We start from the raw sequence: 23,840 nt of genomic DNA, 5'->3' as shown, positions 1-23,840 counted from the left end.
GCGCCATCCATGAAAGTCTTTGCAAGAGCTTGCGGCAAAGTTTTCGAAACCCGCAGGCAACACGAGCGGGGTCAGATCCCCGACCACCAGCGGCGATCCACGCTGGACCGAGCAATCCGGCGCTCGACCGAGATCCCGACGCTCGGGACGAAACAAACCGCTTCGCGGGACGACCGCAACTTCTGAGCAGATTTTCCAACGTTTGCGGGCCGGGTGTGCGCCGCTGGTCCCCGACACCGGCCGGACACGGGACGAGCCCCGGTCCGTCGCGGCGCGACGGACCGGGGCTCGCTCGGAGACGGCAGATCAGGCCAGGTCGAAGCGGTCCAGCTCCATGACCTTCGTCCAGGCGGCGACGAAGTCACGCACGAACTTCTCCCGCGCGTCGTCGCTGGCGTAGACCTCGGCGAGGGCCCGCAGCTGCGAGTTGGAGCCGAAGATCAGGTCGACCGCGGTGGCGGTCCACTTGACCTGGTCGGTGGCCAGGTCCCGGATCTCGTACACGTGCTCCTCGGACTCCGACGCCTTCCACCGGGTGCCCGGGGAGAGCAGGTTGACGAAGAAGTCGTTGGTGAGCACGCCGGGCCGGTCGGTGAGCACGCCGTGCGACGCGCCGCCGACGTTGTTGCCGAGCGCGCGCAGACCGCCGACCAGCACGGTCATCTCCGGCGCGGTCAGGTTCAGCATGTACGCCCGGTCGACGAGCAGCACCTCCGGCTGGGTCTTCTCGCCCGGCCGCAGGTAGTTGCGGAACCCGTCGGCGCGCGGCTCCATCACCCGGAACGACTCGACGTCGGTCTGCTCCTGGGTGGCGTCGGTACGCCCCGGGTGGAACGGCACGGTCAGCTCGACGCCAGCGTCGCGCGCCGCCTGCTCGACAGCGGCCGAGCCGGCCAGCACGATCAGGTCGGCGAGGGAGATCTGGGCGCCGCCGGCGGCGTTGAACTCCTGCTGGATGCCCTCCAGCGTGGCCAGCACGGTGGCGAGCTGCTCGGGCTGGTTGACCTCCCAGTTGCGCTGCGGCTCCAGGCGGATCCGCGCGCCGTTGGCGCCACCGCGCTTGTCAGTGGAGCGGTAGCTCGCGGCCGAGGCCCAGGCGGTGGAGACCAGCTGGGCGGTGGTGAGACCGGACTCCAGCACCTTCGCCTTGAGCGCGGCGACGTCGGCGTCGTTCACCAGCTCGTGCGCGACGGCCGGCACCGGGTCCTGCCAGAGCTGGGCCTCCGGCACCCACGGGCCGAGGAAGCGGCTGACCGGGCCCATGTCACGGTGCAGCAGCTTGTACCAGGCCTTGGCGAACGCCAGCGCGAACTCGTCCGGGTTCTCCAGGAACCGGCGGGAGATCTTCTCGTACGCCGGGTCGACGCGCAGCGACAGGTCGGTCGTCAGCATCGTCGGCTTGTGCTTCTTCGACGGGTCGTGGGCGTCCGGGATGATCGCCTCGGCGTCCTTGGCGACCCACTGCTTGGCGCCACCCGGGCTGGTGGTCAGCTCCCACTCGTAGCCGAAGAGGATCTCGAAGAACCGGTTGGACCACTGCGTCGGCTTGTCGGTCCACGTCACCTCGAGACCGCTGGTGATCGTGTCGCCGCCCTTGCCCTCGCCGTACGTGCTGAGCCAGCCCAGGCCCTGCGCCTCCAGCGGCGCGGCCTCCGGCTCGGGGCCGACGTGCTGGTCGGCGGGGCCCGCGCCGTGGGTCTTGCCGAAGGTGTGGCCGCCGGCGATCAGCGCGACGGTCTCCTCGTCGTTCATCGCCATCCGGCGGAACGTCTCGCGGATGAAGTGCGCCGCCGCGAGCGGGTCGGCGTTGCCGCGCGGGCCCTCCGGGTTGACGTAGATCAGACCCATCTCGGTCGCGCCGACGCCGGCCACCATCTCCTTCTCGGAGGCGTAGCGCTCGTCGCCGAGCCAGGCGTCCTCGGGGCCCCAGAAGATCTCCTCCGGTTCCCAGACGTCCTCACGGCCGAAGCCGAAGCCGAAGGTCTTGAAGCCCATCGACTCCAGCGCGACGTTGCCGGCGAGCACCAGCAGGTCGGCCCAGGAGATCTTCTGGCCGTACTTCTGCTTGACCGGCCAGAGCAGCCGGCGGGCCTTGTCCAGGTTGGCGTTGTCCGGCCAGCTGTTCAGCGGGGCGAACCGCTGACCGCCGTCGCCGGCGCCACCGCGGCCGTCCTCGATGCGGTAGGTGCCCGCGGCGTGCCAGCTCATCCGGATCATCAGGCCGCCGTAGTGGCCGAAGTCGGCCGGCCACCAGTCCTGCGAGGTGGTGAGGACCTCGGTGATGTCCCGCTTGAGCGCCTCGACGTCGAGCTTGGCGAACTCCCGGGCGTAGCTGAACTCCGGGCCGAGCGGGTTGCCCTTGTCCGAGTGGGCGTGCAGCACCGACAGGTCGAGCTGGTTGGGCCACCAGTCACGGTTGCTGCGCGGACGACCGCCGGTCTTCGGGGTCGGCGAGTCGATCGCCGGGTTCTCGCTCTCGCTGCCGTGCGCGGTCACGGAGTCGTGCGCGACCGGGCAGCCGGCCGCCTCCTTCGCGTCCACGCCCTGCGGGCTGACGGGCCGGTTGTCCTGGGTGTCGCTCATCTGTTTCCTTCCGAACTGGCGGATCACTGGGCGGTGCGGTCGGCCGCGCAGCCGGGGCAGGCGCCCCAGTAGACGACCTCCGCCTCGTCCACCACGAAACCGTGGTCGTCGGAGGCGGTGAGACAGGGGGCGCTGCCGACGGCACACTCGACGTCGGCGATGGCGCCGCAGGAACGGCACACGACGTGATGGTGGTTGTCTCCCACCCGAGACTCGTAGCGGGCCGTGGCGCCGGCCGGCTGGATGCGCCGGATCAGCCCGGCGTCGGTGAGGGCCCGCAGCACATCGTAGACCGCCTGGTGGGACACGGTGGGCTGCTCCGCGCGGACCAGCGCGATCACGGTGTCGGTGTCGACGTGCGGGTGGTCGCGCAACGCCGCGAGCACCGCCAGCCGGGGCCGGGTCACCCGCAACGAGACCGCCCGGAGCTGCGTCTCGAAGTCGGCCGTCATGCGACGACCTTAGCCCGGTCTTTTGGAATGAATCAAGTTTCTGCCCAGGTGTGTCGGCCGCCACCGCGGCCGTCCGCGCACACGAAAACGGGGGTGCCGCGCCAGGCGCGGCACCCCCTCCCCGGAAGAGGGTTCAGGCGGCTGAGCAACTCGCGGTGGGCGTGTTGCTGTTGCCGTTCTTGTAGAGCGTGATGCCGAAGTTGTTGCCGTTGCCGTTGGGACGCGCGGTGAGCGTGCCACTGGTGCCGCTGACCGAGGCGTTCCAGCTGTTCTGCAGGCTCTGGCCGCCCTGGGTCTGGATGCTGACGACCCAGTTGCTGGTGCCGCTGACCGAGAAGGTCACGTTGAACCGGTCGCCCCACTCCTCGGCCCGGCTGACACTGACCGTGCAGCCACCGTTGTTCGGCGGCGGGGTGGTCGGGTTACCGCTGGTCCCGCCGATCGTGATGTTGGAGTTGCCGCTGCTCTGGTAGCCCTCGGTGGCGAGGATCTGGTAGTCGTGCGAACCGAGGTTCATGCCGTAGCGGGACCAGGCGTCGAAGTGGTTGCCGGCGGTGATGGTGCCGCCCACGCGCTTCGACTGCCGGACGCTCCAGTACTGGTAGAACGTCCGCGTGCCCTCGATCGAGGGGGCGTTGACCCGCTGGGTGCGGTAGATGTCGTACGTGCCGCCGTCGGAGGACACCGAGCCCATGTAGCCGCTGCCCGGCGGGCGCCAGCTGCCCCAGCTGTCGACGATGTAGTACTCGACGAGCGGGTTGCGGGTCCACCCGTAGAGCGTCAGGTACGCGTTGCCGGACGGGTTGAAGCTGCCGGAGTAGCTGACCGTGCGGCGGCCGCCCGGGTTCCAGCCCTTGCCGGCGACGAAGTTGTTGATGTTGCTCCACTGGGTGCTGTACTGACCACCGTTGCCCATGGTCATGGAGACGTTGCCACTGTCTTTCCAGAAGGAATAGAAGTAGCCGTTGTTGGTGCCGGTCGAGTTCGACGTGACGGTGGTGTCGGCGTAGGCCGGGCCGGACGTGACCGCCGTCGTCCCGGCGGCGATCAGCGCCACGGCACAGGCGCCGCCGAAGAGCATCCGGAGGCGTCCGCGCCTGCGGTTGCCCGTGCGGACGGGGGCGTCGTTCATGGACGGGTTTCCTCCCTGTGACCGGCTGGCGCGGCCAGCCGGGTGGCACGAGCCGCATGTGGCCGTCCGCTGGTGGACGGCGGGACGGGCGACTGCGCGCCACGGCGGTGGACGGACATCGACGTCAATCGAGATACGCCGATGGCCACAGTATTGGAGGCTCATTTCTCCGTGTCAACAAGTTCCGGAAATGTTGTGGAAACCCGAAGTGGCACAAATAGGGCGTAGCGCTGCCGCGTGAGGCTTTCGCAGCCCTGCCGGGGGTCTCTTGAACGAGCCGAGTAAGCGATGGTGACCGGAAGTTTCGGCGGCTTTCCGGATCAAGGCCGGGCCCGCGCCGGGCGCCGCTACCCGGTCGAGCCCAGCATCACCCCGAACACGCCGCAGCAGGCCAGCCCGCCGACGACGAGCGTGACGAGGGCGACCGAGTAGTTCGACCACAGGCCGAACCGCGTCACGTCGGTGCCGTACCCGTCGTGCACCCGGTTGCGCCAACCGCCGAAGCGGAACACCAGGTGGTGGGCGGCTCCCGGCTGGACCATGAGCGACGTGGTCATCAGCGGGACGCCCATGAAGTCGGTGTAGCGGACGTCGTGCCCGCCGGCCGGGACGGCGACGTGCCACGTGCCCTCGCCCGGGATCGCGACCAGCTGGCGGTCGATCTTGAAGCGGCTGGTGACCGGCGCGGGAATCATGTACGGCCCCCGGTTCACCGAGACCACGAGCACTCCGCAGCCCGGCGGCGGGGTGATCGGGTGCGGGTAGGCGATCAGCGGGACGACGCCGTGCATCGGCGGGTACGGCTGCGAGGGGAGGTAGGACACGGCCAGATTCTGGCACGGCCGCGCCAGGTGTCGATCTCCCCCGCTCAGCCGGCGCCGGGCGCCGCGGCGCCGGCGAGCAGGCGCTGTCGCATCAGGAACTTGCGGACCTTGCCGGTGGGTCCCATGACCACGTCGTCGTCCGGGACGGTCACCACCCGGCGCAGCGTCGCGGCCACCGCGGGGCCCAGCGCGGCCCGGACCCGGTCGGTGCGGTCACGCGCCGGATCCGCGTCCTCGGCGAGCAGGAGCAGCACGTCGGTGACGGTCGTGCCGTCCTCGGCCGCCGCCGCGACCACAGTGCAGTCACGGACGTCCGGGCAGTGCCGCAGGACGCGCTCCTCGGACAGCGCGGTGTACAGCCAGGTCCCGCCGCCCAGGTCGACCGCGTCGCTGGCCCGGTCGACGTGGTGGTAGTCGCCGGCCTCGTCGCGGTACATCAGGTCGCCGGTGAGGTAGTAACCGCCCAGCCGGGTGCGGTACGTGGTGACCGAGTCGTTCCAGTACCCGAGCGCCAGCGTCGGCGACTTCAGGCCGACGTGCCCCACCTGCCCCGGCGCTACCTCCTCACCGGTCTCCACGTCGAGCAGCGCGATCTCGGCGAACGGGTACGGCTTGCCGACACAGCGGTCGTACCGGTCGCTGCCCAGCCGGTGGGTGATCCGGAACGCGCCGTGCCCCATCTCGGTGGAGCCGAGCATGTCGACGAACTTCGAGCCGGGGGCGTCCACCATGCCGTCGCGGGTGTACGTGGGATGGCTGCCGACCGCGACCAGCCGGCGTACGTGCGACTCGTGCGCGCAGTCTCCGGTGTTGAACCAGTTGCGCACCGAGCTGAGGTCGCGGGTGGTGAGGTCGACCCGGGCCAGCTCGGACCAGGTCACCGCGAAGCCGAAGACGCCGGTGGGGCGCCACCGTTCGATCGCGGAGAGGATCGTCTCGGCGCTGCGCGCGAACGGGCCGCCCTGCGCGGACAGGCACAGCAGCTGGTAGCCGTTGCAGAGCGCCTGGTTGAGCGTGATGATGCCGGCGGCGTGCGCGGCCGGCAGCGCGGACATCTCCCGCACCTCGCCGTACGGCCGGGACTCGGTGAGCCGGACCGCGCGGATCGCGGCGAACAGGCCGTGGTGCGAGTGGACGATCGCCGCCGGCACCCGGGTGGTGCCCGAGGAGTGGGTGATGACCACCGGGTCCTGCGGGTGGTGCCGGTGGTGCGGCGGGGCCTGCGCCGGGTCGCCCGCGCCGGTCTGCGCCGCGTCGCCGAGGACCGGCGCGCCGAGGTCGTGCCCGGCCAGGGCGGCGTGGTCGGCGTCGACCACCACCCCGGCGGCGCGCAGCCGCCGCACGAACTCGGCCGCCAGCTCGATCGGCATGTTGCCGTTCATCAGCGCCGGGATCGCGCCGAGCCAGGTCAGCGCCAGGAAGTTGAGGAACACGTCCGGCGCCGAGGTCACGTACACCGCGATCGGGTCGGCCCGGCGGACGCCGCGCGCCCGGAACCACGCCGCCCGCGCCGCGACCCGCTCGGTCAGGGTGGCGAGCGACAGCGGCGTCCAGGCGGGGATGCCGTCGACGTCGACGTCGAACGTCACCCGGGGCATGTCCATGTCGGCGCCGTGCTCGGCCAGCCGGAGCAGCACGTTGCCCGCGCCCAGCTCCATGTCGGCCGCCAGCGTCGCGCGGAAGTTGTCGGCACCCAAACGAGTCGCCTCCTCAGCTGACACACGTCACGGCCGCGCCGGCGGCGTACCGGCCGCCGGGCGGGGACACGCTCAGGCTAGAGCGCCCGCCACGCTGAGACAATGCTCGATGTACGCTCGGTCAGGAGACGTCGCGGTTGAACAGGCGCGACGACCAGAACAGGCTCGCCGCGGCCAGCCCGGACATGATGAGCGCGCCCTGCCAGACCACGCTCTGGGTGATCTGGCCGGCGAACAGCGCCCGCATGCCGTCGGTGGCCCAGGCGAACGGGTTCCACACCGCGACCCGCTGGATCCACATCGGCGCCAGCACGAGCGGGATGAGCACGCCGGCCAGCAGCGACACCGGCTGCCCGACGGTGTTCACCAGCACGCCGAGGCTGTTCTCGTTGCGGACCAGCAACGCGATGTCGTACGAGATCGAGGTGCTCAGCAGCACCATCACCGACAGCAGCGCGTACGACACCAGCAGGTTCGCCAGGTGCACCCGCAGGCCGAACGGCAGCGCCACGAGCGTGACCACCATGGCCTGCACCACGTTGAGGCACACGTGCATCAGCGCCCGGCCCAGCAGCAGGCCGGTCCGGCTCACCGGCGTCACCCGGCACCTGTCGATGATGCCCGCGCGCAGCGCGCTGAGCAGCCCGTAACCGGCGAACAGGCCGCCGAACAGGCCCATCGCCACGAACAGGCCGGGTACGTAGATGCGGTACGCGTCGGCGTAGGTCGAGGCGCCCCGGTCGACCATCACCACCTTGAGGAACGGCGCGAAGAGGATCAGGTAGGTGATCGGCTGGGCCAGGCTGAACGCCACCATCACCGGGTTACGCACCATCAGGCCGGCCTCCTGCTGGAAGATCAGCCAGGTGTCGCGGACGAGCTTCACGCCGTACTCCTCTCGGCGTCCGGTCACTCGGCGAGCGACCGGCCGGTCTTGGCCAGGAACACGTCGTCGAGGCTGGGCCGGCGGGCCTCGATCGCGCCGGGCTCGATGCCCCGGTCGTAGAGCGCCCGCATGACCTGCGGGATGGCCGTGGCGGCGCTGTCGACGTAGAGCCGCAGCGTGCCGTCGACCGGCTCGGCCGCGTGCACGTACGGCGCCTCGGCCAGCAGCTTCGTCGCGGCCGGCAGGTCGCCGCCGGTCTCGTCCGCGACGTCGGCGGCGGCGAAGTCGACGGCGACCACGTCGCCGGAGATCTCGCGCTTGAGCGCCGACGGGGTGCCCTCGGCCACGATCCGCCCGGCGTCGATGATCGAGACGCGGTCGCAGAGGCTGTCGGCCTCGTCCAGGTAGTGCGTGGTGAGGAAGATGGTCATGCCCTCCTCGCGCAGCCGCCGTACCTCCTGCCACATCCGGACCCGGCTGGGCGGGTCGAGCCCCGCCGTCGGCTCGTCCAGGAACATCACCTGCGGCGAGTGGATGACGCCGAGCGCGACGTCGAGGCGGCGGCGCTGCCCGCCCGAGTACGTCTTGATCTTGCGGTCGGCGAAGTCGTCGAGCTGGAACGCGCGGATCGCCCCGGCGGCCAGCTCCTGCGCCACCGACTTGGACAGCCCGTGCATCCGGGCCTGGAGGACCAGGTCCCGCCGGGCGGTCGAGTCGTCGTAGGTGCCGCTGGCCTGCGCCACGAAGCCGATCCGCCGCCGCACCTGCGCGGGCGCGCGCAGCAGGTCGACCCCGGCGATGGTGGCCGCTCCCCCGCTGGGCCGGATCAGCGTGGCGAGCATCCGCAGCGTGGTGGACTTGCCCGCGCCGTTGGGGCCGAGGAATCCGACGATCTCGCCGCGCCGGACCGCGAAGTCGACGCCGCGTACCGCCTCGACAGTGGTGGCGCCGCGGCCACGTCCGACCCGGAAGGACTTGCGTAGGCCGGTGGCCTCGATCATCGAGCCTCCTCGTGCGGCGCGACGCCGGCGCGGGTGCGTCAGGTCAGGCTAGTTCGGCCCCGACGGTTGGACAACGGTCGATGCGTCAGTGTCGGGAGCCGTGCGTGCCAACACGGCGAGACGTGCCGCCGCCGCGCGGGCGCCGCCGGCCGCCGCGAACGACTCCCCCACCCGGCGCGCTCCCGCCCGGTACGCGGGTTCGTCGAGCACCGCGCTCAGCGCGGCGGTCAGCTCCGCCGGGGTCGCGGAGCCGAAGGAGACCTCCAGTCCGGCGCCGGCCCGGCGCACCTGCCGCGCCACCGCCGGATGGTCGTGCCGGATCGGCGCGACCACCACCGGCACACCGTGGGCCAGCGCCTCGGACACGGTGCCCAGCCCGCCGTGCGACACGAGGGCGTCGAGCCGGGGCATCAGCGCGAGCACCGGCACCCGGGGCGCGACGAGCACGTGCGGCGGCGGGTCGGGCACCAGTCCGGCGCCGGCGGTGAGGATCACCTGGACCCGGTCGGCGAGCGGCGCGGTCGCCGCCGTCATCCGCCGGTAGAAGTCGGCGGCGAGGTGCTCGGCCATCGTGCCGACCGTGACGAGCACGTGCCGGCGGCCGGGATCCCATGCCTCCCAGGCGAACGCGGGCGCGTTCGGCCGCCGTCCCAGCGCCGGCCCGGTGAGCACGCAGCCCGGCGGCAGCAGCGCCGGGCCGGTGAGCGCCGTCGTGGTCAGGCCGATCACGAGGTACGGCGAGAAGCGCAGGTCGATCGTCTCGTCCACGGGCAGGTCGGTCATCGCCCACACGCGGCGGACCTGGGCGTCCACCCAGCCGGTGAACTCGGGCATCTCCTCGGTCGGCGGTGTCAGCTCCAGCATGCCGACGCAGAACGTCGCCCACGGCAGCCCGCGGCGGTGCGCGGCGAGCGCGCCGGCCAGCGCGTACTGGTCGGCCACCACCACGTCCGGCCGGTACCGCTCGACGGCGGCGTCGGCGGCGTCGCGGATGAACCGGTTCGCGGGCAGCACGTGCCCCTCCCAGAGGCTGCGCACCGAGGCCATCCCGGCCGCGTCGTCGGGGCGGTAGTAGCGCTTGCCGGTGGGGAACAGCGTGGCGTCCGGGCCGACCAGCGGGCGCAGGTCGCTGCGCGGCCCGACCCAGGCCACCTCGTGCCCGGCCGCCTCCAGCTCCTGGGCGATGGCGACCGGCGCGTTCAGATGGGACTCCACCGGCAGGACGACGAACAGGAAGCGAGCCACGTCGATATGATCGCACGCGCGTTGACATCCATCGGCGTCACTGATCTGATCCGTGTCGTGACGGTTCGCGCATGACGGCCATCGAGGCCGTCTCGGTGTTCCTGCCGCAGCGCCGGGTGCCGGTCGAGAGCCTGGCCGCGCCACTGGGCCTGAGCGACATGCAGGTGCGCCTGTTCCGCCGCTTCCACGGCCTGACCGAGGTCCGCCGCGACCCCGGGCTGTCCCTGACCGACCTGCTGCTGCGCGCCGCGCACGGCCTCACCGCGCTGCACACGCTGCGGCGGCGGGTGCGGTTCGTGGTGTACGGGCGGGCCTTCCCGGTGGTCACCCCCTACCCGGTCAACCCGCTGCACGAGGTGTGCCGCGCGCTCGGGCTGGGCCACGCGCTCGCGTTCACGCTCACCCAGCAGTCCTGCGCCAGCGCGCTCGCCGCGATCGACGTGGCCGGGCGGCTGCTCGCGTCCGAACCGAACACGCCGGACGGCCCGCCGCTGGCGCTGGTGCTGACCGGCGAGAAGGCGTTCACCCGTGACGCCCAGTTCATCCCGGAGACGTCGGTGTTCAGCGAGGGCGCCTCGGCCTGCCTGCTCAGCGCCGGTGGCGGCCGGGACCGGCTGCTCGCGTACGCCTGCCACCAGCGGGGCGAGTTCGACGTGGCCGGCGGCGAGTCCCCGGCGCGGTTCCAGCGGGCGTACCGGCCGGCGCTGGCCGAGGTGATCGGCCGGGCGCTGGAGCGGTCCGGCACGACGCTGTCCGAGCTGCGGCTGGTGCTGCCGCACAACGTGAACCTGATGACCTGGAAGCGGCTGTGCCGGCTGATCGGGCTGCCGCTGGACCGGGTGCTGCTGGACAACGTCACCGAGACCGGGCACGTGTTCTGCGCCGACGCGTTCGTCAACTACCGCACCGCCCGGCAGCGCGACCTGCTCCGGCCCGGTGACCGCTATCTGGTCGCGGCGGTGGGCGCCGGGGACGGCGCGACGTTCGCCGCCATGGTCTTCGAGCACTGAGCGGCGGAGGCCACCATGGAGACCGGACTCCGCCTGCTGCGGGCCGCGCGGCGCACGTTCACCGGTCCGGCCGCGCTGCTCGGCGACCCCGTGCTGCGCGAGCGCGCCGCCGGCTACCTGGCCGACCTGACCCGGCCGTACGGGCTGCGTGTGCCCGGCGGCCTGTTCGACGCGCCCGCGGCGGCGCTGGGCCAGTCGTACGGGGAGATGGCCGCCGAGCTGATCCCCGCCGTCGTGCCGCCGGACGAGCCGGTGGACCTGCTCGTGCTGGCGTTCGCCGTGCACGACATGCTGCCCGGGCGGGCCACCGCGGCGTACCTCAGTCACGTCTGCCCGGGCACGCCGATGTCGTTCGCGCTCTGCGACCAGGGCTCGGCGGCGGCGTTCACCGGGCTGCGGATCGCCCGCACGTACGGGTGCCGCCGCGCCCTGCTGCTCACCGTCGAGCAGGCGGTGCTGCCGTACGACGCGGCGGTGCCCGTACCGGCGCGCCACCGGGCCGTGGCCATGCTCTACGACGCGCTCGCCGACGACGGCGCGCACCGCGACGGCGACAGCGATGGTGCGGCCGGCGGTCCCGAGCTGATCGGGCTCGGCGGCGGCGCGCGGGTGACCGCGCTGCGCCAGCACGTGGGCGTCGACGCCGGCGACGTGGCCGCGCTCGCGGCGGCCGAGGTGGGCGAGCTGACGGCCGGACGTACCGATGTCGCGGTCGTGCTCGGCGCGGACCTGGCCGCCGTGTGGCCCGGCCACGGCGGCGCCGCGGTGACGACCGGGCCGCGCAGGCAGCCGTCCACCGGGGTCTGGTGGGCGCTGCTGGACCGTCTCGCCGGGGACGCGGCGCGGCCCCGGCCGGTGGTGGTGGCCGACTACGAGCCCGGCCTGAACTACCTGAGCGTGGTCGCGCTGGCGCTGGCCGGCCGGTCAGAGCCCGTCGGCGAGCGCCGCGCGGACGAACGCGAGCAGCCGCTCGTTCGCCTCCGGGGAACCGACGGTGATCCGGACCCCGGCGCCGGGTAGCGCCATGACCAGGATGCCGGTCTCCCGGGCCCGGTCGGCGAACGGCACGGCCCGCTCTCCCAGCGGTAGCCACACGAAGTTGGCCTCGCTGGGCGCCACGGTGAGCCCGAGGCCGCGCAGCGCGCCGACCAGGCGGGTACGCTCCGCCACCAGCTCCGTGCACCGCCGGGTCAGCTCCGCGTCCACCTCCGGCGTCAGGCTCGCCACCGCCGCCGCCTGGGCGAGCGCGGAGGGGAAGAACACCGCCCCGGTGAGCGCGGCGGCCCGGGTGAGCCGGGGCGGCACGACGGCGTACCCGACGCGCAGCGCGGCCAGCCCGTACGCCTTGGAGAACGTGCGCAGCACGCAGACGTTGCCGTACGCCCGGTACAGGTCCATCCCGTCCGGCGAGCGCGGGTCGGTGACGAACTCGCGGTACGCCTCGTCCACGATGACCGGCACGTCGGCCGGGATCCGGTCCAGGAACGCCTCGATGTCGTCGCGGCGCAGCGCCGCCCCGGTCGGGTTGTTCGGGTTGCACAGCAGCACGCAGCGGGTCCGCTCGGTCACCGCGTCCGCCATCGCCGGCAGGTCGTGGCCGTACCCGTCCATCGGCACCGGCACGGCGCGGGCCCCGGCGTTGCCGATGATCAGCGGGTAGCCCTCGAACGACAGGGCCGGGTGGACGACGTCCGGCCGGGGCCCGAGGGACTGCACGAGGTGCTGGCACAGTCCGGCCGAGCCGGGGCCGACGAGGATCGCCTCCGGTCCCACGCCGAGCCGCCGCGACAGCGCGGCCACGAGCGCCGCCGACGTGCGGTCCGGGTAGCGCTGCAGCGCCGCGGCGGCGTCGGCGACCACCCGCCGCACCCCCGGCAGCGGCGGGTAGGGGGTCTCGTTCATGGACAGGTCGGCCGGCGGGTGCGTCCCGACGGCGGTGCCAGGCGTCATGGTCGCTCACTTTCCGACGGGACCGGCGGGGTGTGCGCTCGCCGGTCGGCCAGGAGCCCGAGCTGGTACAGCCGGTCGACCGCGGACAGCGGCCGGACGTCGGTGCCGGAGAGGTTGCCGGCGGTCAGCCCGAGCAGGCGGGGGTTGGCGGCGGTGCGGCGCATCATCCGCGCGCCGAGCAGCTTCGGCAGCCCGGACACCGCGGTGATCATGCGGGAGGCGTTGTGGCTGACCGTCGCGACGTGGTCCAGGCGGGGCCGCCGCGCCGCCTCGAAGGCGAGCAGCGCCCGGTCCACCGCCGCCGGTTCCGGCGCGCCGCCCTCGGCCGCCAGGCAGGCGGCGAGCGTCTCGGCGTCACCGAGGGAGCTGTTGACGCCCTGCGCCGCCATCGGGTGCACCGCGTGGGCGGCCTCGCCGGCGAGCGCGAGCCCCGGCACGGCCAGGCGCGCGCTGCGCAGCCGGTAGACCGCGAGCAGTTGGCGCCGGTCCAGGCTCGCGCGCAGCGCCGCGCCCAGCGGCCGGATCGCCGGCACGTCGGCGAGCAGCCGGTCGCACCACGCGCCCAGGTCGACGCGCCCCCGGAACTCGTCCGGCGTCACCTGCGCGTACAGGCGGCACCGCCCGCCCGGCAGCGGGTAGACCAGGCAGAGTCCCCGGCCGGTGCGGTAGGCGGACACCTCCTCGGCCACGTCGGCGCCGGCCACGTCGAAGGCGACCAGGCCGTGCGGGTACTCCTGGCGCCGCACCGCGATCCCGGCGCCGCGGCGCAGCGGCGACGACATGCCGTCGGCGGCGACCATCAGCGGCGCGTGGATCTCCTGTTCGGCGCCGTCGGCGACGAACCGGACGCCGCCGATGCGCCCGTCGCTGTCGCGCAGGACGCCCGTGACCCGCGCTCCCCACCGGATGCGCGCTCCGGAGGGCAGCCGGTCGGTGAGCACGCGGCGCAGGTCGCCGTAGTCGGCGCAGAGGATCTGCCGGTACGCGCCGGGCAGCCCGGCGTAGTCCAGGCAGAGCAACGGCTCGCCGGCCGGGTCACGGATGGCCAGCCGCCCGACCGGGCGCGCGCCGGTGGCCCGCAGCGCGTCCAGCAGACCCCAGGAGTCGAGGATGCGTACCGTCTCGGGCTGCAGGATCTCGCCCTTGGCGATCGACGCCGGGGTGCGCTGCCGGTCCAGCACCAGCACCCGCAGGCCGAGCGCGCCGAGCGCGCGGGCGCAGGCCAGGCCGCCGGCGCCCGCGCCGGCCACCACCACGTCGGGGGTCATCGGGTCACCGCCGGCGGCGCCACGTCCGGCCGCGCGGCGGCGGCCCGGCGGTACTCGCCGAGCGCCCGCAGCGCGAGCGCCTGGGTGATCACGGCGTTGGGATAGCGCATGTGGTGGCGGATGTAGTTGCACACCCGGGCCGCCGGCCAGCTCCCGTCCGGTCCGGCGGCGGCGACCAGCCGGGCCACGCCCCGGTCCACCGCCCCGGTGGCGTCCGGGTCGCCGGTGGCGAGCAGGCCCTGGACGGCCCAGGACGTCTCCTCGACCGAGCCCGCCGTGCCGTCGCCCGGCCCCCACGAGCCGTCGGGCAACTGGGTGTCGCGCAGCCACCGGGCCGCCCGGCGCACCACCTCGTGCCGGGCGTGCCCGACCCGGGACAGCGCGGCGACCACGACGGCGGTGCCGGAGGTGTGGTCGCGGTACCAGAGGTTCTCGAACGTGCCGTCGGGCGCGGCCCGGGTCAGCAGCCAGGCCGCCGCCCGGGCGATCGCCGGATGGTCGTCCGGGTGGCCGGCGTCGTGCAGCGCGAGGATCGCCTGGCTGGTGATGGCCGGGCACGGACCGTCGTTGGCGAGCCGGGTGTCACGTACCCACAGGCTCCACGAGCCGCGGCTGTCCTGGCGGCCGACCAGCCACGCCAGTCCGTCGCGCAGGACCGGGTCGGCGTCGGCCCCGGGAAAGCCGGCCAGCGCGGAGAGGATCTCGGCGGACTCCAGCGTCACCGGCCAGCCGCGCGCGTTCGAGTAGCTCCATCCGCCCGGCGGCACGTCCAGCACCTCGAACGCCTCCGGTTTGCGGCCGGCGTGGAGGAACTCCCGGGTGGCGCGCAGCCGGGGGTCGTCGGCGTAGCCGGCCGCGATCAGCCCGGTCGCCGCGTACCCGGTCCGGGTCAGGTCCAGGTTGGTGACCGCGTCCCAGGCGCCGTCGGGGCGCACCGCCCGGCGCAGCCAGCCGACGACGGCGCGGGCGATGTCCGGCGCCTCGCCGCTGCGGGCCAGGCCGAGCAGCACCAGCGCGGCCGGCCACGGGTCCTCGCTGAGCGCGCCGGTGCCGCCCTCGTGGTCGTGGATGGACCGCAGCAGCCGCAGCGCCACCGGCCGGGCCCGGCCCAGCGTGGCCCGGCGCAGGCGGCCGGTGGGCAGCAGGTCGGCCTGCATCAGGGCGAGCCCGATGAACGGCGCGGTACGGAACGACAGGCGCTGCCGGCGTACCCGGTCGAACAGGACGATCTCCAGTGGCAGCCGGCGCAGCGGGCCCGCCTCGGCGGTCATCCCGGCCATGGTGAGCAACTGGCGGCAGAGCAAGGAGATGGCCGGGTCGGTGACGGTGTCGACGCCGCCCAGCGCGGCCAGCCGGGTCCGGCCCGCCGCGATCGCCCCGGCGCTGTCGGCCGGCGCGGTCAGGGCCAGCGCCGCGATCGCGACGGCGGTGGGCACGACCTCGGTGCCGGCGCCCACCACGCCGCCCCAGCCGCCGTCGTCGTGCTGCTGCCGGCGCAGCCACGCGGTTCCGGCGCCGACCAGGTCCGCGCAGCCGGACGGGTCGGCGGCGTGCAGCGCGGCCACCGCGCCCGCGGTACCCAGCACCGAGGCGGGCGGGTCGTCGCCGAACGCGCCGTCGGGGCGGCGCCGGCGCAGGAGCGCCTCCGCGCCGGCGGTGACGGCCTTCCCGACGGCCTCGGTGGTCACAGTGGTCATGGCGCGTCCTCCACCGGTACTCGACTGCGGGTGGCGAGGGTCAGGCCCGCGACCGGCGGACCGAGTTCGTGCCGGGCACGCATGGCGCGCTGCGCGACCCAGGTCAGCGCGACCATCGGCAGCGCGAGCGCGAGCTGCACGGCGACGCCGAGGCCCAGCCCGACCGCCGCGGAGGCCAGCGCGACCCGCTCCACCACCAGGACCGAGTGCGCGCGCAGCGCCACCACGACCGGCATGCCGCCGCGCCGGCGCACCAGCGGGGCCAGTGCCACCACGCCGGTCAGCAGGACCACGAGCACGGTGATCAGGTACGCGGTCCGCGCGTCCCGGCCGGCGAGCAGTCCGGCGGCCACGGCGGCGGCGATCGCGACGGCGTAGAGCGCCAGCACGGTCCGCACCGCGAACGGCACGCCCCGCCCCACCGGCAGCGTCCGGTAACCGCCCGCGCGGTCGCCGTCGATGTCGCGCAACGCGCCGACCAGGTTGGACATCGCGTCGTGCGACCAGAACGCGACGACGAGCGCGAGCAGCACCGGCGTCGCCGAGGCGCGGTCCGGGGCGAGGCCGGCGGCGAGCGCGCCGTAGACGAGCGCGACCGCGCCGAGCGCGCCCCGGACCAGGTTTCCGGCGATGCCGCGGGCCTTGAACCACCTGCTGTACGCGACGATGCCGCACCCGGCCAGCAGCGCCGCCGCGGTGGTGCCCCACCCGCCCAGCACGGCCAGGACGCCGAGCAGCGTGAAACAGGCCCAGCCGCACCAGAGCGCGGTGCCCGCGCCGAGGCGCCGGGAGGGGATCGGCCGGTGCGGTTTGCTGCCGGCGTCCAGGTGCCTGTCGAAGTAGTCGCCGAGATAGTGGCCGCCGAGCCAGCCGGCGGTCGGCGCGGCCCAGGCCGACAGCAGCACCCACGGATGGTGCGGGCCGCCGGCCACGGCGGCGCCGGCCAGGCCGACCAGCCCCACGTACCAGAGGGTGTAGGGCCGCCAGGTCTCGACGTGGGCCCGCAGTGCCCGCACGGCGGCGGCCGTGCTCACGCCGTCCCGCTCGTCATCCAGGCCGCGATGCCGGTGAGCACGTCCGCGCCCGCGGACGGGGTGAGCACGGCCAGCTCGGCGCGGGCCCGCTCGGCGTGCCCCACCATCCGCTGGCGGGCGCCGTCGACCGCGCCGACGTCGCGCAGCAGCGCGGCGACCCACTCGACGTCGCCGGGACCGGCGCCGCGCCGGTGCAGCACCGCCAGCAGCTCCACCCGGGTCGCGTCGGTGACCGCGTCGTACGCCAGCAGCAGCGGCAGGGTGGGGCGGCCGTTGTTGAGGTCGCTGGACGCCGGTTTGCCGGTCTGTTCCGGGGTGGCCAGATAGGACAGCAGGTCGTCGCGGATCTGGAAGGCCATCCCGAGGTGCTCGCCGTACCGGGCCAGCGCGGCGGCAACCGGCTGGTCCGCGCCGCCGAGCAGCGCGCCGATCTCGCACACGGCGCGGAACAGCGCGCCGGTCTTGAGCCGGATCATCTCCGGATACCAGCGGGCGCCCGCGTCCAGGTCGCCGACGAGCCGCGCCTCCAGCGCCTGCCCCCGGCACAGGTCCTGTCCCGCCTCGGCCAGCGCGGCCACCGCGGCGACGACCGGGCCGGCGGGGGTGTCCGGACCACCCTCCACGACGGCCCGGAAGGCGTGGAAGATCAGGTGGTCGCCGGCCACGATGGCGCCGGGGATGCCGTACGCCACCGGGACCGCGGGGCGGCCGCGGCGCAGCGTGTCGGCGTCGATGATGTCGTCGTGCACGAGCGTCGCGACGTGCAGGTACTCGGTGGCGAGCGCGGCGGCGAGCGCGTCGCGGGGAGATCCGCCGACCGCCTCGGCCGCGTGCAGCGTCATCATCGGGCGCAGCATCTTGCCCGCCGGCAGCAGCGCGTAGCGCACTATCGCGTCGAGCTGGTCGGGTGTCTCGGGCCACCGCCGTCCGAGTTCGGCGCGCAGCAGCCGTCCCGATTCGCTGCGGGCGAGGTCGTCGATGAAGGGCGGATATCGCGTGGAGCCAGCAACCGTCATGACGCGTCGACCCTTTCGCGAGGGATCGGCTAGTCGCCACGCGAGACGTTACCGGCCGCCCTCCCCGCGAACAACCATTGATAAATGCGAGCGGATATGGGTGGCGGCAAATGTCGTGACCGCATTTCTCAGCACATTGACCGATGCCCAGAGAAAACCGCCCTTCCACCCAGGGCCGCCATGTCGATGCATATACGTCAATGATCGGGCGCACGGGACGGCACCGGACAGGTGCGACGCGCCCTCAGGCGCCGGCGGCGAACTCCATGAGCGTGAGCCCGTCGGCGCCGTGGTACGTGCGCCGGGGCGACAGGCCCGCGGCGGCGGCCAGCGCGGCGAACTCGGGCAACCCGCGTTCCCGGCCGCCGACGAGCACCAGCATCCGCAGGTCGTACGCGGACAGGTGCGGCACGTGCGGCACCGTCGGCAGCACCTCGATGACGAGCACCCGGCCGGCCGCTCCGGCCGCCTCGGCGCAGCGCCGCAGGATCGCCGTGGCGTGGGCGTCGCTCCAGTCGGTGAGCGCGCGCGAGACCACGTACACGTCGGCGCCGGGCGGCAGCGGGGCGAAGAAGTCCCCGACCACGGTCTCGACCCGGTCGGCGAGGCCGCACTCGGCGAACGTCGCGGCGGCGGTGGCCACCGGCTCGGGGCGGTCGACGAGCGTGCCCCGCAGGTGCGGATGGGCGCCCAGCACCTCCCGCAGCAGCCCGCCCGCGCCCCCGGCCACGTCCACCACGTGGCCCGCCTCGCGCCAGGGGTAGAGCGCCGCGACCTCCGGCGCGGTGAACCGCTGCTGGCTGAGCATCAGCGCGTCGAAGTAGGCCCGGTGGTCCGGGTGCGCGTCCAGGTCGGCCCAGAAGTCCCGCCCGTGCACCTCGCGGTAGCCGGGCCCGCCGGTGCGGATCGCGTGCGGCAGACCGGCCCAGGCCAGGTCCATCCGCGCGCCGAGGCCGCCGAGGTCCAGATAGGCGCCGAGGCCACCGCCCTCGCGGTCGCAGAGCAGCTCGCCGACGTCGGTCAGGCCGAAGACGTCCGGCGACACCTCGACGAATACGCCCCGGTGCGCGAGGTAGCGCAGCAGGCGGCCCAGCGCGGCGGCGTCGGCCCCGGCGGCGCCGGCCAGCTCGGCCAGGCCGGTGACGCCGTCGGCGATCAGGTCCGGCACGCGCAGGGTCACCGCCGTACGGACCGCGAACGGGGTGGCCAGGTCGGTGAGCCGGTCGAGCCGCTCCGCCGCGTCACCCTCGATCGGGGCATCGATCGCCACCCGCGCCTCCTCCACGTCGCGGGCCGGCCTCGCCGCCCCCGCCGGCACCGAATGGTTCCAGGCGTACGCCGGGTGAGTCAACGACGACGGCTGGTGAGGACATTCACGGACGTGGAACAATTCGCGGACCAGCCGTGGCGCGCAGACCGGAGGGATCATCGATGACCACATCCATCGCGGCCGAGGTCCGGCTCGTCTCCGGCGCGCTGGGCGCCGAGGTTCACGGCATCGACCTCAACACGCTCACCGACGAGGGCTTCGCGCTGATCCACGACCTGCTGCTCAAGCACCAGGTGGTCTTCCTCGCCGGCCAGACCGGGCTGACGCCGGCCGCACACGTGGCGTTCGGCCGCCGCTTCGGCGAGGTCGAGCTGCACCCCTATCTGCCACGGCTGGACGGGCACCCGGAGATCGTCGTCATCGACTCCGCCGACGGCGGCAAGGTCGACGTCTGGCACACCGACATGACGTTCCACCAGAGCCCGCCGATCGCCTCGATCCTGCACCTGGTCCAGCTGCCCGAGGTCGGCGGCGACACCATGTGGACCAACCAGTGCCGGGTCTACGAGGCGCTCTCCGCGCCGATGCGGGACCTGGTCGACGGGCTGACCGCCATCCACGTCATCCGGATCGGCACCGAGTTCACCAGCCGGGCCGAACACCCGGTGGTCCGGGTGCACCCGGAGACCGGACGTCGATCGCTGTACGTCAACCGGCTGTTCACCTCGCACATCCCGCAGCTGACCCGCAACGAGAGCGACGCGCTGCTGGAGCACCTGTTCGCCTTCTCCGAGAGTCCCCAGTTCACCTGCCGCTACCGCTGGCGGACCGGGGACGTCGCGGTCTGGGACAACCGGGTCACCCAGCACTACGCGGTGAACGACTACGAGGGACTGCGCCGCGGGCAGCGGATCACCGTGCTCGGCGACCACCCGACCGGGAACCCGCCGCGCTGGGAGCACTACGCGCCCGCGCCCGGCGAGCGCTACTGGCCGGGCCGGGTCAACGCGGTGGAGAGCTACTGACCGCCGCTCACCAGGTCACCGGGAACGAGGCGATGCCGCCGTTCATCCGGTCGTGCCGCCACGGGATCTCGGCCGGCGGCACCGCCGGCGCGAGCGCCGGCATCCGGGTCAGCAGCGCGCCCAGCGACAGCTCCACCTGCATCCGGCCCAGCGCCGTACCGAGGCAGAAGTGCGGCCCGAAGCCGAAGGTCAGGTGCGGGGCGTCGGGCCTGCGGTCGATGTCGAAGACGTTCGGCTCGGGGAAGAACCGGGGGTCGCGGTTGCCGGCCCACGGGACCGCCATCACGCAGTCCCCGGCGCGCATGCCGACGCCGCCGAGGACCAGGTCCTCCCGGACCACCTGCACCCGGAACATGGCGCTCACCGACGTGTAGCGCAGGATCTCGTCGGTGGCCGCGGAGAGCTTCTCCGGCGCCGCGCGCAGCTTGGCCAGCTGCTCCGGGTGCCGGAACAGCGCAAGCAGGCCGGCGCTCGTCGAGTTGATCTCCAGCCCGCCGAGCAGCACCCCCATGGCCAGCTCGACCAGCTCGGCGTCGGCCAGCTCGTGCGTGCCGCGGACCCAGGCCGAGAGCAGGTCGTCGCCGGGCTCGGCCCGCTTGCGCGCGAGCTGACCGGCCAGGTAGTCCCGTAGCTGGGCCTGCGCGGTCGCGGCGTCGGCCGAGCCGTACGCGGTGACCGAGTTCAGCCCCTCGATCCAGGCGTAGAAGCGGGGACGGTCGGCGGCCGGCACGCCGAGCACGTCGCACACCACGAACACCGGCAGCGGCGCGACCAGCCCGGCCACCACGTCGGCCGGGCGCGGGCCGGCGAGCATCGCCTCGACCAGCTCGTCCACCAGCCGCTGCACCCGGGGACGGAACGTCTCGATGCGGCGGGCGGTGAACGCGCGCGCGGCCACCCGGCGCACCGCCGCGTGCGGCGGACCGTCCATGTTCAACTCGCGGGGACCGCCGCCGTCCGGCGTCGCGGTGGCGCCGAGCGGAAGCCGGGAGAAACGGGGGTCGGCCAGCACGGTGCAGCACTGCTCGTAGCCGAGCACCAGCCAGGCGGCCCGCCCGTCGGGCAGCCGCACCCGGCTGACCGGCTCGGTCACGACCATCTCCAGCAGCTCGGCGGGAAGATCGCCGGTGAATGGCTCGAACGGATAGGAACGCAACCCGGAATTGACGCTCAACGCACCACCGCCTGCCGATCGCGGTCCACCTCGGGCACCGGCTAAGACTCCAGCATCGGTTAGCCCGGCGTCAATATTCATTGCGGTCGTCCGCGACCTTCCGCGTACCGCTTCCATCACCTAGCATCGGTTGGCCAGGACTGCCGTTTCACGTGCGGATTGGTGGGATTTGACTGCGGCTCTGCGAATTCTGATGTCGACGTGGGGCTGGCGGTCGCATTTCTACAGCCTGGTCCCGCTCGGCTGGGCGCTCCAGGCCGCCGGCCACGAGGTGCGGGTGGCCAGCCACCCCTCGATGGTCGCCGCGATCAGCTCGGCCGGGCTCGCCGCCGTGCCGCTGGGCGCCGACGTCGACTTCGCCGCCGCGTTCGCCGGCCGGATCGGCGCGGTGGCGCCGCTCGACGGGCCCGCCACGGCGGACGCCCTGGAGCCGGCGATCACCGCCGACGGCGGGGTGGTCCGCTTCGCCGACGCCGTGCTCGACGAGTTGGTCTCCTTCGGCCGGTCCTGGCGGCCGGACCTGATCCTCTGGGAGCCGTTCAACCTGGCCGCGCCGGTGGCCGCCGCCGCGCTCGGCGTACCCGGCGTGCTGAACCTGTGGGGGCCGGACTCCTCGACCACGCTGCGCCTGGACCCGGAGTCGGTGGTCGGGCCGCTCGCCGCCCGGTTCGGGCTCGCCGCCGCCGAGGTGGCGTTGGACGGAGTGCTCACGCTCGACCCGGTGCCGCCGCCGATGCAGGTGCCGACGCGGCGTCCCGGCCGCCCGGTGCGGTTCGTGCCGTACAACGGCCCGGCCGTGCTGCCGCCCTGGCTGCGCCGCCCGGCGGACCGGCCCCGGGTGTGCGTCACGGCGGGCACCATGATGGCCGGCGCGGGCCTGGACGACCGGCTCGACCTGGCCGGGGTGATCCACGCGGTGGCCGGGCCGGACGTGGAGGTCGTCGTCGTGGTCGAGCCGCGCCAGCGCGAGGCGCTGGGGCAGGTGCCGGCCGGGGTCCGCCTGGCCGACGGGCCGCTGGCGATGCGGCTGGTGCTGCCGACCTGCGCCGCGCTGGTGCAGCAGGGCGGGGCCGGCACCACCATGACCGCGCTCGCGTACGGCGTGCCGCAGCTCGTCCTGCCACAGGTCAGCGACCAGCACTTCAACGGCGAACGGCTGGCGGCCACCGGCGCGGGCGCCTGGCTGACCCGCGAGCAGGCCACCGCCGCCGCGGTGCGGGACCTCGTCCGCGAGCTGATCGCCGACGGCCCGTGGCGGCGCGCGGCGGCGCTGATGCGCGACCGGGTCCACGCCATGCCCGCCCCCGCCGACCTGGTGCCGACGCTCGCCGCCCTGGCCCGGGGCGGCCCGATCTGAGGAGTCGCAGATGACGCAGGACCCGCCGGCCATCCCCTACCCGCTCGCGCCGGCTCCGACGATCTACCACCCGTCGCCGGACTACACCCGGATGCGCGAGACGTGCCCGGTGGCCCGGGTCGAGCTGCCCGACGGGGCGTGCGCGTACCTGGCCACCCGGCACGCCGACGTGCGCCGCGTCTTCACCGACCAGCGGTTCAGCCGGGCCGCCGCGGCCGGCCCGAACCGCCCGACCCGGGAGCTGGGCTCGCTCGCCGAGGACTCGCTGATCGGGATGGACCCGCCGCGGCACACCACGATGCGCCGGGCCGTGTCGCACGCGTTCACCGTCCGCCGGGTGGAGGAGCTGCGCCCGCGGGTCGCGGCGCTCGTCGACGCGATGATCGACGACCTGGTGGCCGCGGGCCCGCCCGCCGACCTGATCACGCACGTCTCCGGCCCGCTGCCGATCTCCGTGATCAGCACGCTGTTCGGCATCCCCGAGCGGGACCGGGAGCGGGTACGTCAGTGGTCGGACGCGCTCGTCGGCGACTGGGACGCCGACCCGGAGGCGCCCCGGGCCGCGCTGGAGGCGTTCCGCGAGCTGATCGAGCAGCGCCGCCGCGAGCCCGGCGACGACCTGATGAGCGCGCTCATCGCGGTCTGGGACGAGCACGACGACCTCACCGAGCGGGAGCTGGTCTCGGTCACCGCCGGCATCTTCGTCGGCGGGCACGAGACCACCACCAACCAGCTCAACCTGTTCCTGCTCGTACTGGCCCGCCACCCCGAGCAACTGGCCGCGCTGCGCGGCGACGACCCGGTCGCGGTGGCCCGGGCGGTCGAGGAGCTGTCCCGCTTCATCCAGCTCGGCGACAACGGGGTGCTGCTGCCCCGCGTCACGACCGAGGAGGTGGAGCTGGGTGGCGTACGCCTGCCGGCCGGCGCCGCGGTGCTGCCGGCGATCGCGTCGGCGAACCGGGACGCCACCGTGTTCCCGGGCGCGGACACGCTCGACCTGACCCGCGCGCACAACCCGCACCTGGCCTTCGGCGCCGGCCCGCACCACTGCCTCGGCGCGGCGCTGGCCCGGATGGAGCTGCAGGAGGCGCTCGGCGGCCTGCTGCGCCGGCTGCCCGGGCTGCGGCTCGCGGTCGACGAGTCGCAGCTGCGGTTCCGGCCTGGTCTGGTGGTGCGCAGCCTGGAGTCGCTGCCGGTGACCTGGGACGCGTGACCGGCG

General features: G+C 74.0%; 20 protein-coding genes. 5 read left to right on the top strand and 15 right to left on the bottom strand.

Annotated elements, in window-relative coordinates; genetic code table 11:
- Window positions 1-306 precede the first annotated feature (306 nt).
- The 8 genes from katG to HA073_RS10275 all read right to left on the bottom strand — a co-directional run bounded on the left by katG (window position 307) and on the right by HA073_RS10275 (window position 9,820).
- The gene (katG, locus tag HA073_RS10310; RefSeq protein WP_113972965.1) at window positions 307-2,583 is read right to left on the bottom strand and encodes a catalase/peroxidase HPI; all 2,277 of its coding nucleotides are present in this window, start codon (window positions 2,581-2,583) and stop codon (window positions 307-309) included.
- 23 nt (window positions 2,584-2,606) lie between these two features.
- Window positions 2,607-3,035, bottom strand: coding sequence for a Fur family transcriptional regulator (locus tag HA073_RS10305; protein WP_030499126.1), 429 nt, complete (start codon window positions 3,033-3,035; stop codon window positions 2,607-2,609).
- Between the two features lie 133 nt (window positions 3,036-3,168).
- Window positions 3,169-4,167, bottom strand: coding sequence for a glycoside hydrolase family 11 protein (locus tag HA073_RS10300; protein ID WP_064445607.1), 999 nt, complete (start codon window positions 4,165-4,167; stop codon window positions 3,169-3,171).
- A 347-nt stretch (window positions 4,168-4,514) separates the two neighbouring features.
- Window positions 4,515-4,991, bottom strand: a complete 477-nt coding sequence (locus HA073_RS10295) for a hypothetical protein (RefSeq protein ID WP_043323276.1) — start codon at window positions 4,989-4,991, stop codon at window positions 4,515-4,517.
- Window positions 4,992-5,035: 44 nt separating this feature from the next.
- Window positions 5,036-6,688, bottom strand: a complete 1,653-nt coding sequence (locus HA073_RS10290) for a class I adenylate-forming enzyme family protein (protein WP_043323274.1) — start codon at window positions 6,686-6,688, stop codon at window positions 5,036-5,038.
- Between the two features lie 121 nt (window positions 6,689-6,809).
- Window positions 6,810-7,574 (bottom strand): ABC transporter permease, encoded by a 765-nt coding sequence (locus HA073_RS10285; RefSeq protein WP_030499122.1) that lies wholly within the window; start codon window positions 7,572-7,574, stop codon window positions 6,810-6,812.
- A gap of 23 nt (window positions 7,575-7,597) precedes the next feature.
- Window positions 7,598-8,575 carry a daunorubicin resistance protein DrrA family ABC transporter ATP-binding protein gene (locus tag HA073_RS10280; protein ID WP_043323273.1) on the bottom strand — a complete coding sequence of 326 codons (978 nt, stop codon included), beginning with the start codon at window positions 8,573-8,575 and terminating at the stop codon, window positions 7,598-7,600.
- A 48-nt stretch (window positions 8,576-8,623) separates the two neighbouring features.
- Window positions 8,624-9,820 carry a glycosyltransferase gene (locus tag HA073_RS10275; RefSeq protein WP_051610904.1) on the bottom strand — a complete coding sequence of 399 codons (1,197 nt, stop codon included), beginning with the start codon at window positions 9,818-9,820 and terminating at the stop codon, window positions 8,624-8,626.
- A 71-nt stretch (window positions 9,821-9,891) separates the two neighbouring features.
- Here HA073_RS10275 and HA073_RS10270 point away from each other — a divergent pair, with 71 nt between their 5' ends.
- On the top strand, window positions 9,892-10,830 hold the full coding sequence (locus tag HA073_RS10270) for a 3-oxoacyl-[acyl-carrier-protein] synthase III C-terminal domain-containing protein (RefSeq protein WP_043323271.1): 939 nt from the start codon (window positions 9,892-9,894) through the stop codon (window positions 10,828-10,830).
- Window positions 10,831-10,845: 15 nt separating this feature from the next.
- A complete protein-coding gene (locus tag HA073_RS10265; RefSeq protein ID WP_043323270.1) occupies window positions 10,846-11,850 on the top strand; it encodes a hypothetical protein in 1,005 nt (334 codons plus the stop codon).
- Here HA073_RS10265 and HA073_RS10260 read toward each other — a convergent pair.
- From HA073_RS10260 to HA073_RS10235, 6 genes are all read right to left on the bottom strand, one after another.
- Complete coding sequence (locus HA073_RS10260) at window positions 11,755-12,780, bottom strand: histidinol-phosphate transaminase (RefSeq protein WP_166456232.1); 1,026 nt, start codon at window positions 12,778-12,780, stop codon at window positions 11,755-11,757. The genes HA073_RS10265 and HA073_RS10260 overlap by 96 nt on opposite strands.
- Complete coding sequence (locus HA073_RS10255; protein WP_069088424.1) at window positions 12,777-14,048, bottom strand: NAD(P)/FAD-dependent oxidoreductase; 1,272 nt, start codon at window positions 14,046-14,048, stop codon at window positions 12,777-12,779. Before HA073_RS10255 ends, HA073_RS10260 begins: the two co-directional genes overlap by 4 nt.
- Window positions 14,045-15,745, bottom strand: a complete 1,701-nt coding sequence (locus tag HA073_RS10250) for a prenyltransferase/squalene oxidase repeat-containing protein (RefSeq protein WP_064445600.1) — start codon at window positions 15,743-15,745, stop codon at window positions 14,045-14,047. Before HA073_RS10250 ends, HA073_RS10255 begins: the two co-directional genes overlap by 4 nt.
- Window positions 15,742-16,779, bottom strand: coding sequence for a UbiA family prenyltransferase (locus HA073_RS10245; protein WP_064445599.1), 1,038 nt, complete (start codon window positions 16,777-16,779; stop codon window positions 15,742-15,744). The genes HA073_RS10250 and HA073_RS10245 overlap by 4 nt, the downstream gene beginning before the upstream one ends.
- A complete protein-coding gene (locus HA073_RS10240) occupies window positions 16,776-17,795 on the bottom strand; it encodes a polyprenyl synthetase family protein (protein ID WP_069088422.1) in 1,020 nt (339 codons plus the stop codon). Before HA073_RS10240 ends, HA073_RS10245 begins: the two co-directional genes overlap by 4 nt.
- Before the next feature lie 244 nt (window positions 17,796-18,039).
- Complete coding sequence (locus HA073_RS10235; protein ID WP_043330014.1) at window positions 18,040-19,065, bottom strand: methyltransferase; 1,026 nt, start codon at window positions 19,063-19,065, stop codon at window positions 18,040-18,042.
- A gap of 161 nt (window positions 19,066-19,226) precedes the next feature.
- On the opposite strand from HA073_RS10235, the gene HA073_RS10230 reads away from it, so the two are divergent.
- On the top strand, window positions 19,227-20,090 hold the full coding sequence (locus tag HA073_RS10230; protein WP_064445597.1) for a TauD/TfdA family dioxygenase: 864 nt from the start codon (window positions 19,227-19,229) through the stop codon (window positions 20,088-20,090).
- A 7-nt stretch (window positions 20,091-20,097) separates the two neighbouring features.
- Here the strand turns inward: HA073_RS10230 and HA073_RS10225 are convergent, their stop codons facing one another.
- Window positions 20,098-21,264: a cytochrome P450 gene (locus tag HA073_RS10225; protein WP_064445596.1), complete on the bottom strand. Its 1,167-nt coding sequence runs from the start codon at window positions 21,262-21,264 to the stop codon at window positions 20,098-20,100.
- A gap of 193 nt (window positions 21,265-21,457) precedes the next feature.
- Here HA073_RS10225 and HA073_RS10220 point away from each other — a divergent pair, with 193 nt between their 5' ends.
- Complete coding sequence (locus tag HA073_RS10220; RefSeq protein WP_166456231.1) at window positions 21,458-22,621, top strand: nucleotide disphospho-sugar-binding domain-containing protein; 1,164 nt, start codon at window positions 21,458-21,460, stop codon at window positions 22,619-22,621.
- 10 nt (window positions 22,622-22,631) lie between these two features.
- Entirely contained in the window at window positions 22,632-23,834 is a 1,203-nt protein-coding gene (locus tag HA073_RS10215; RefSeq protein ID WP_043323260.1) for a cytochrome P450, read from the top strand.
- Window positions 23,835-23,840: the final 6 nt, after the last annotated feature.

Origin of the sequence: Micromonospora sp. CMU55-4 (genome assembly GCF_011602315.1) — a bacterium.
Classification (GTDB): domain Bacteria; phylum Actinomycetota; class Actinomycetes; order Mycobacteriales; family Micromonosporaceae; genus Micromonospora; species Micromonospora chalcea.
Note: the sequence above shows the minus strand (reverse complement) of the source record. Positions and strands in the feature narration are given on the sequence as shown.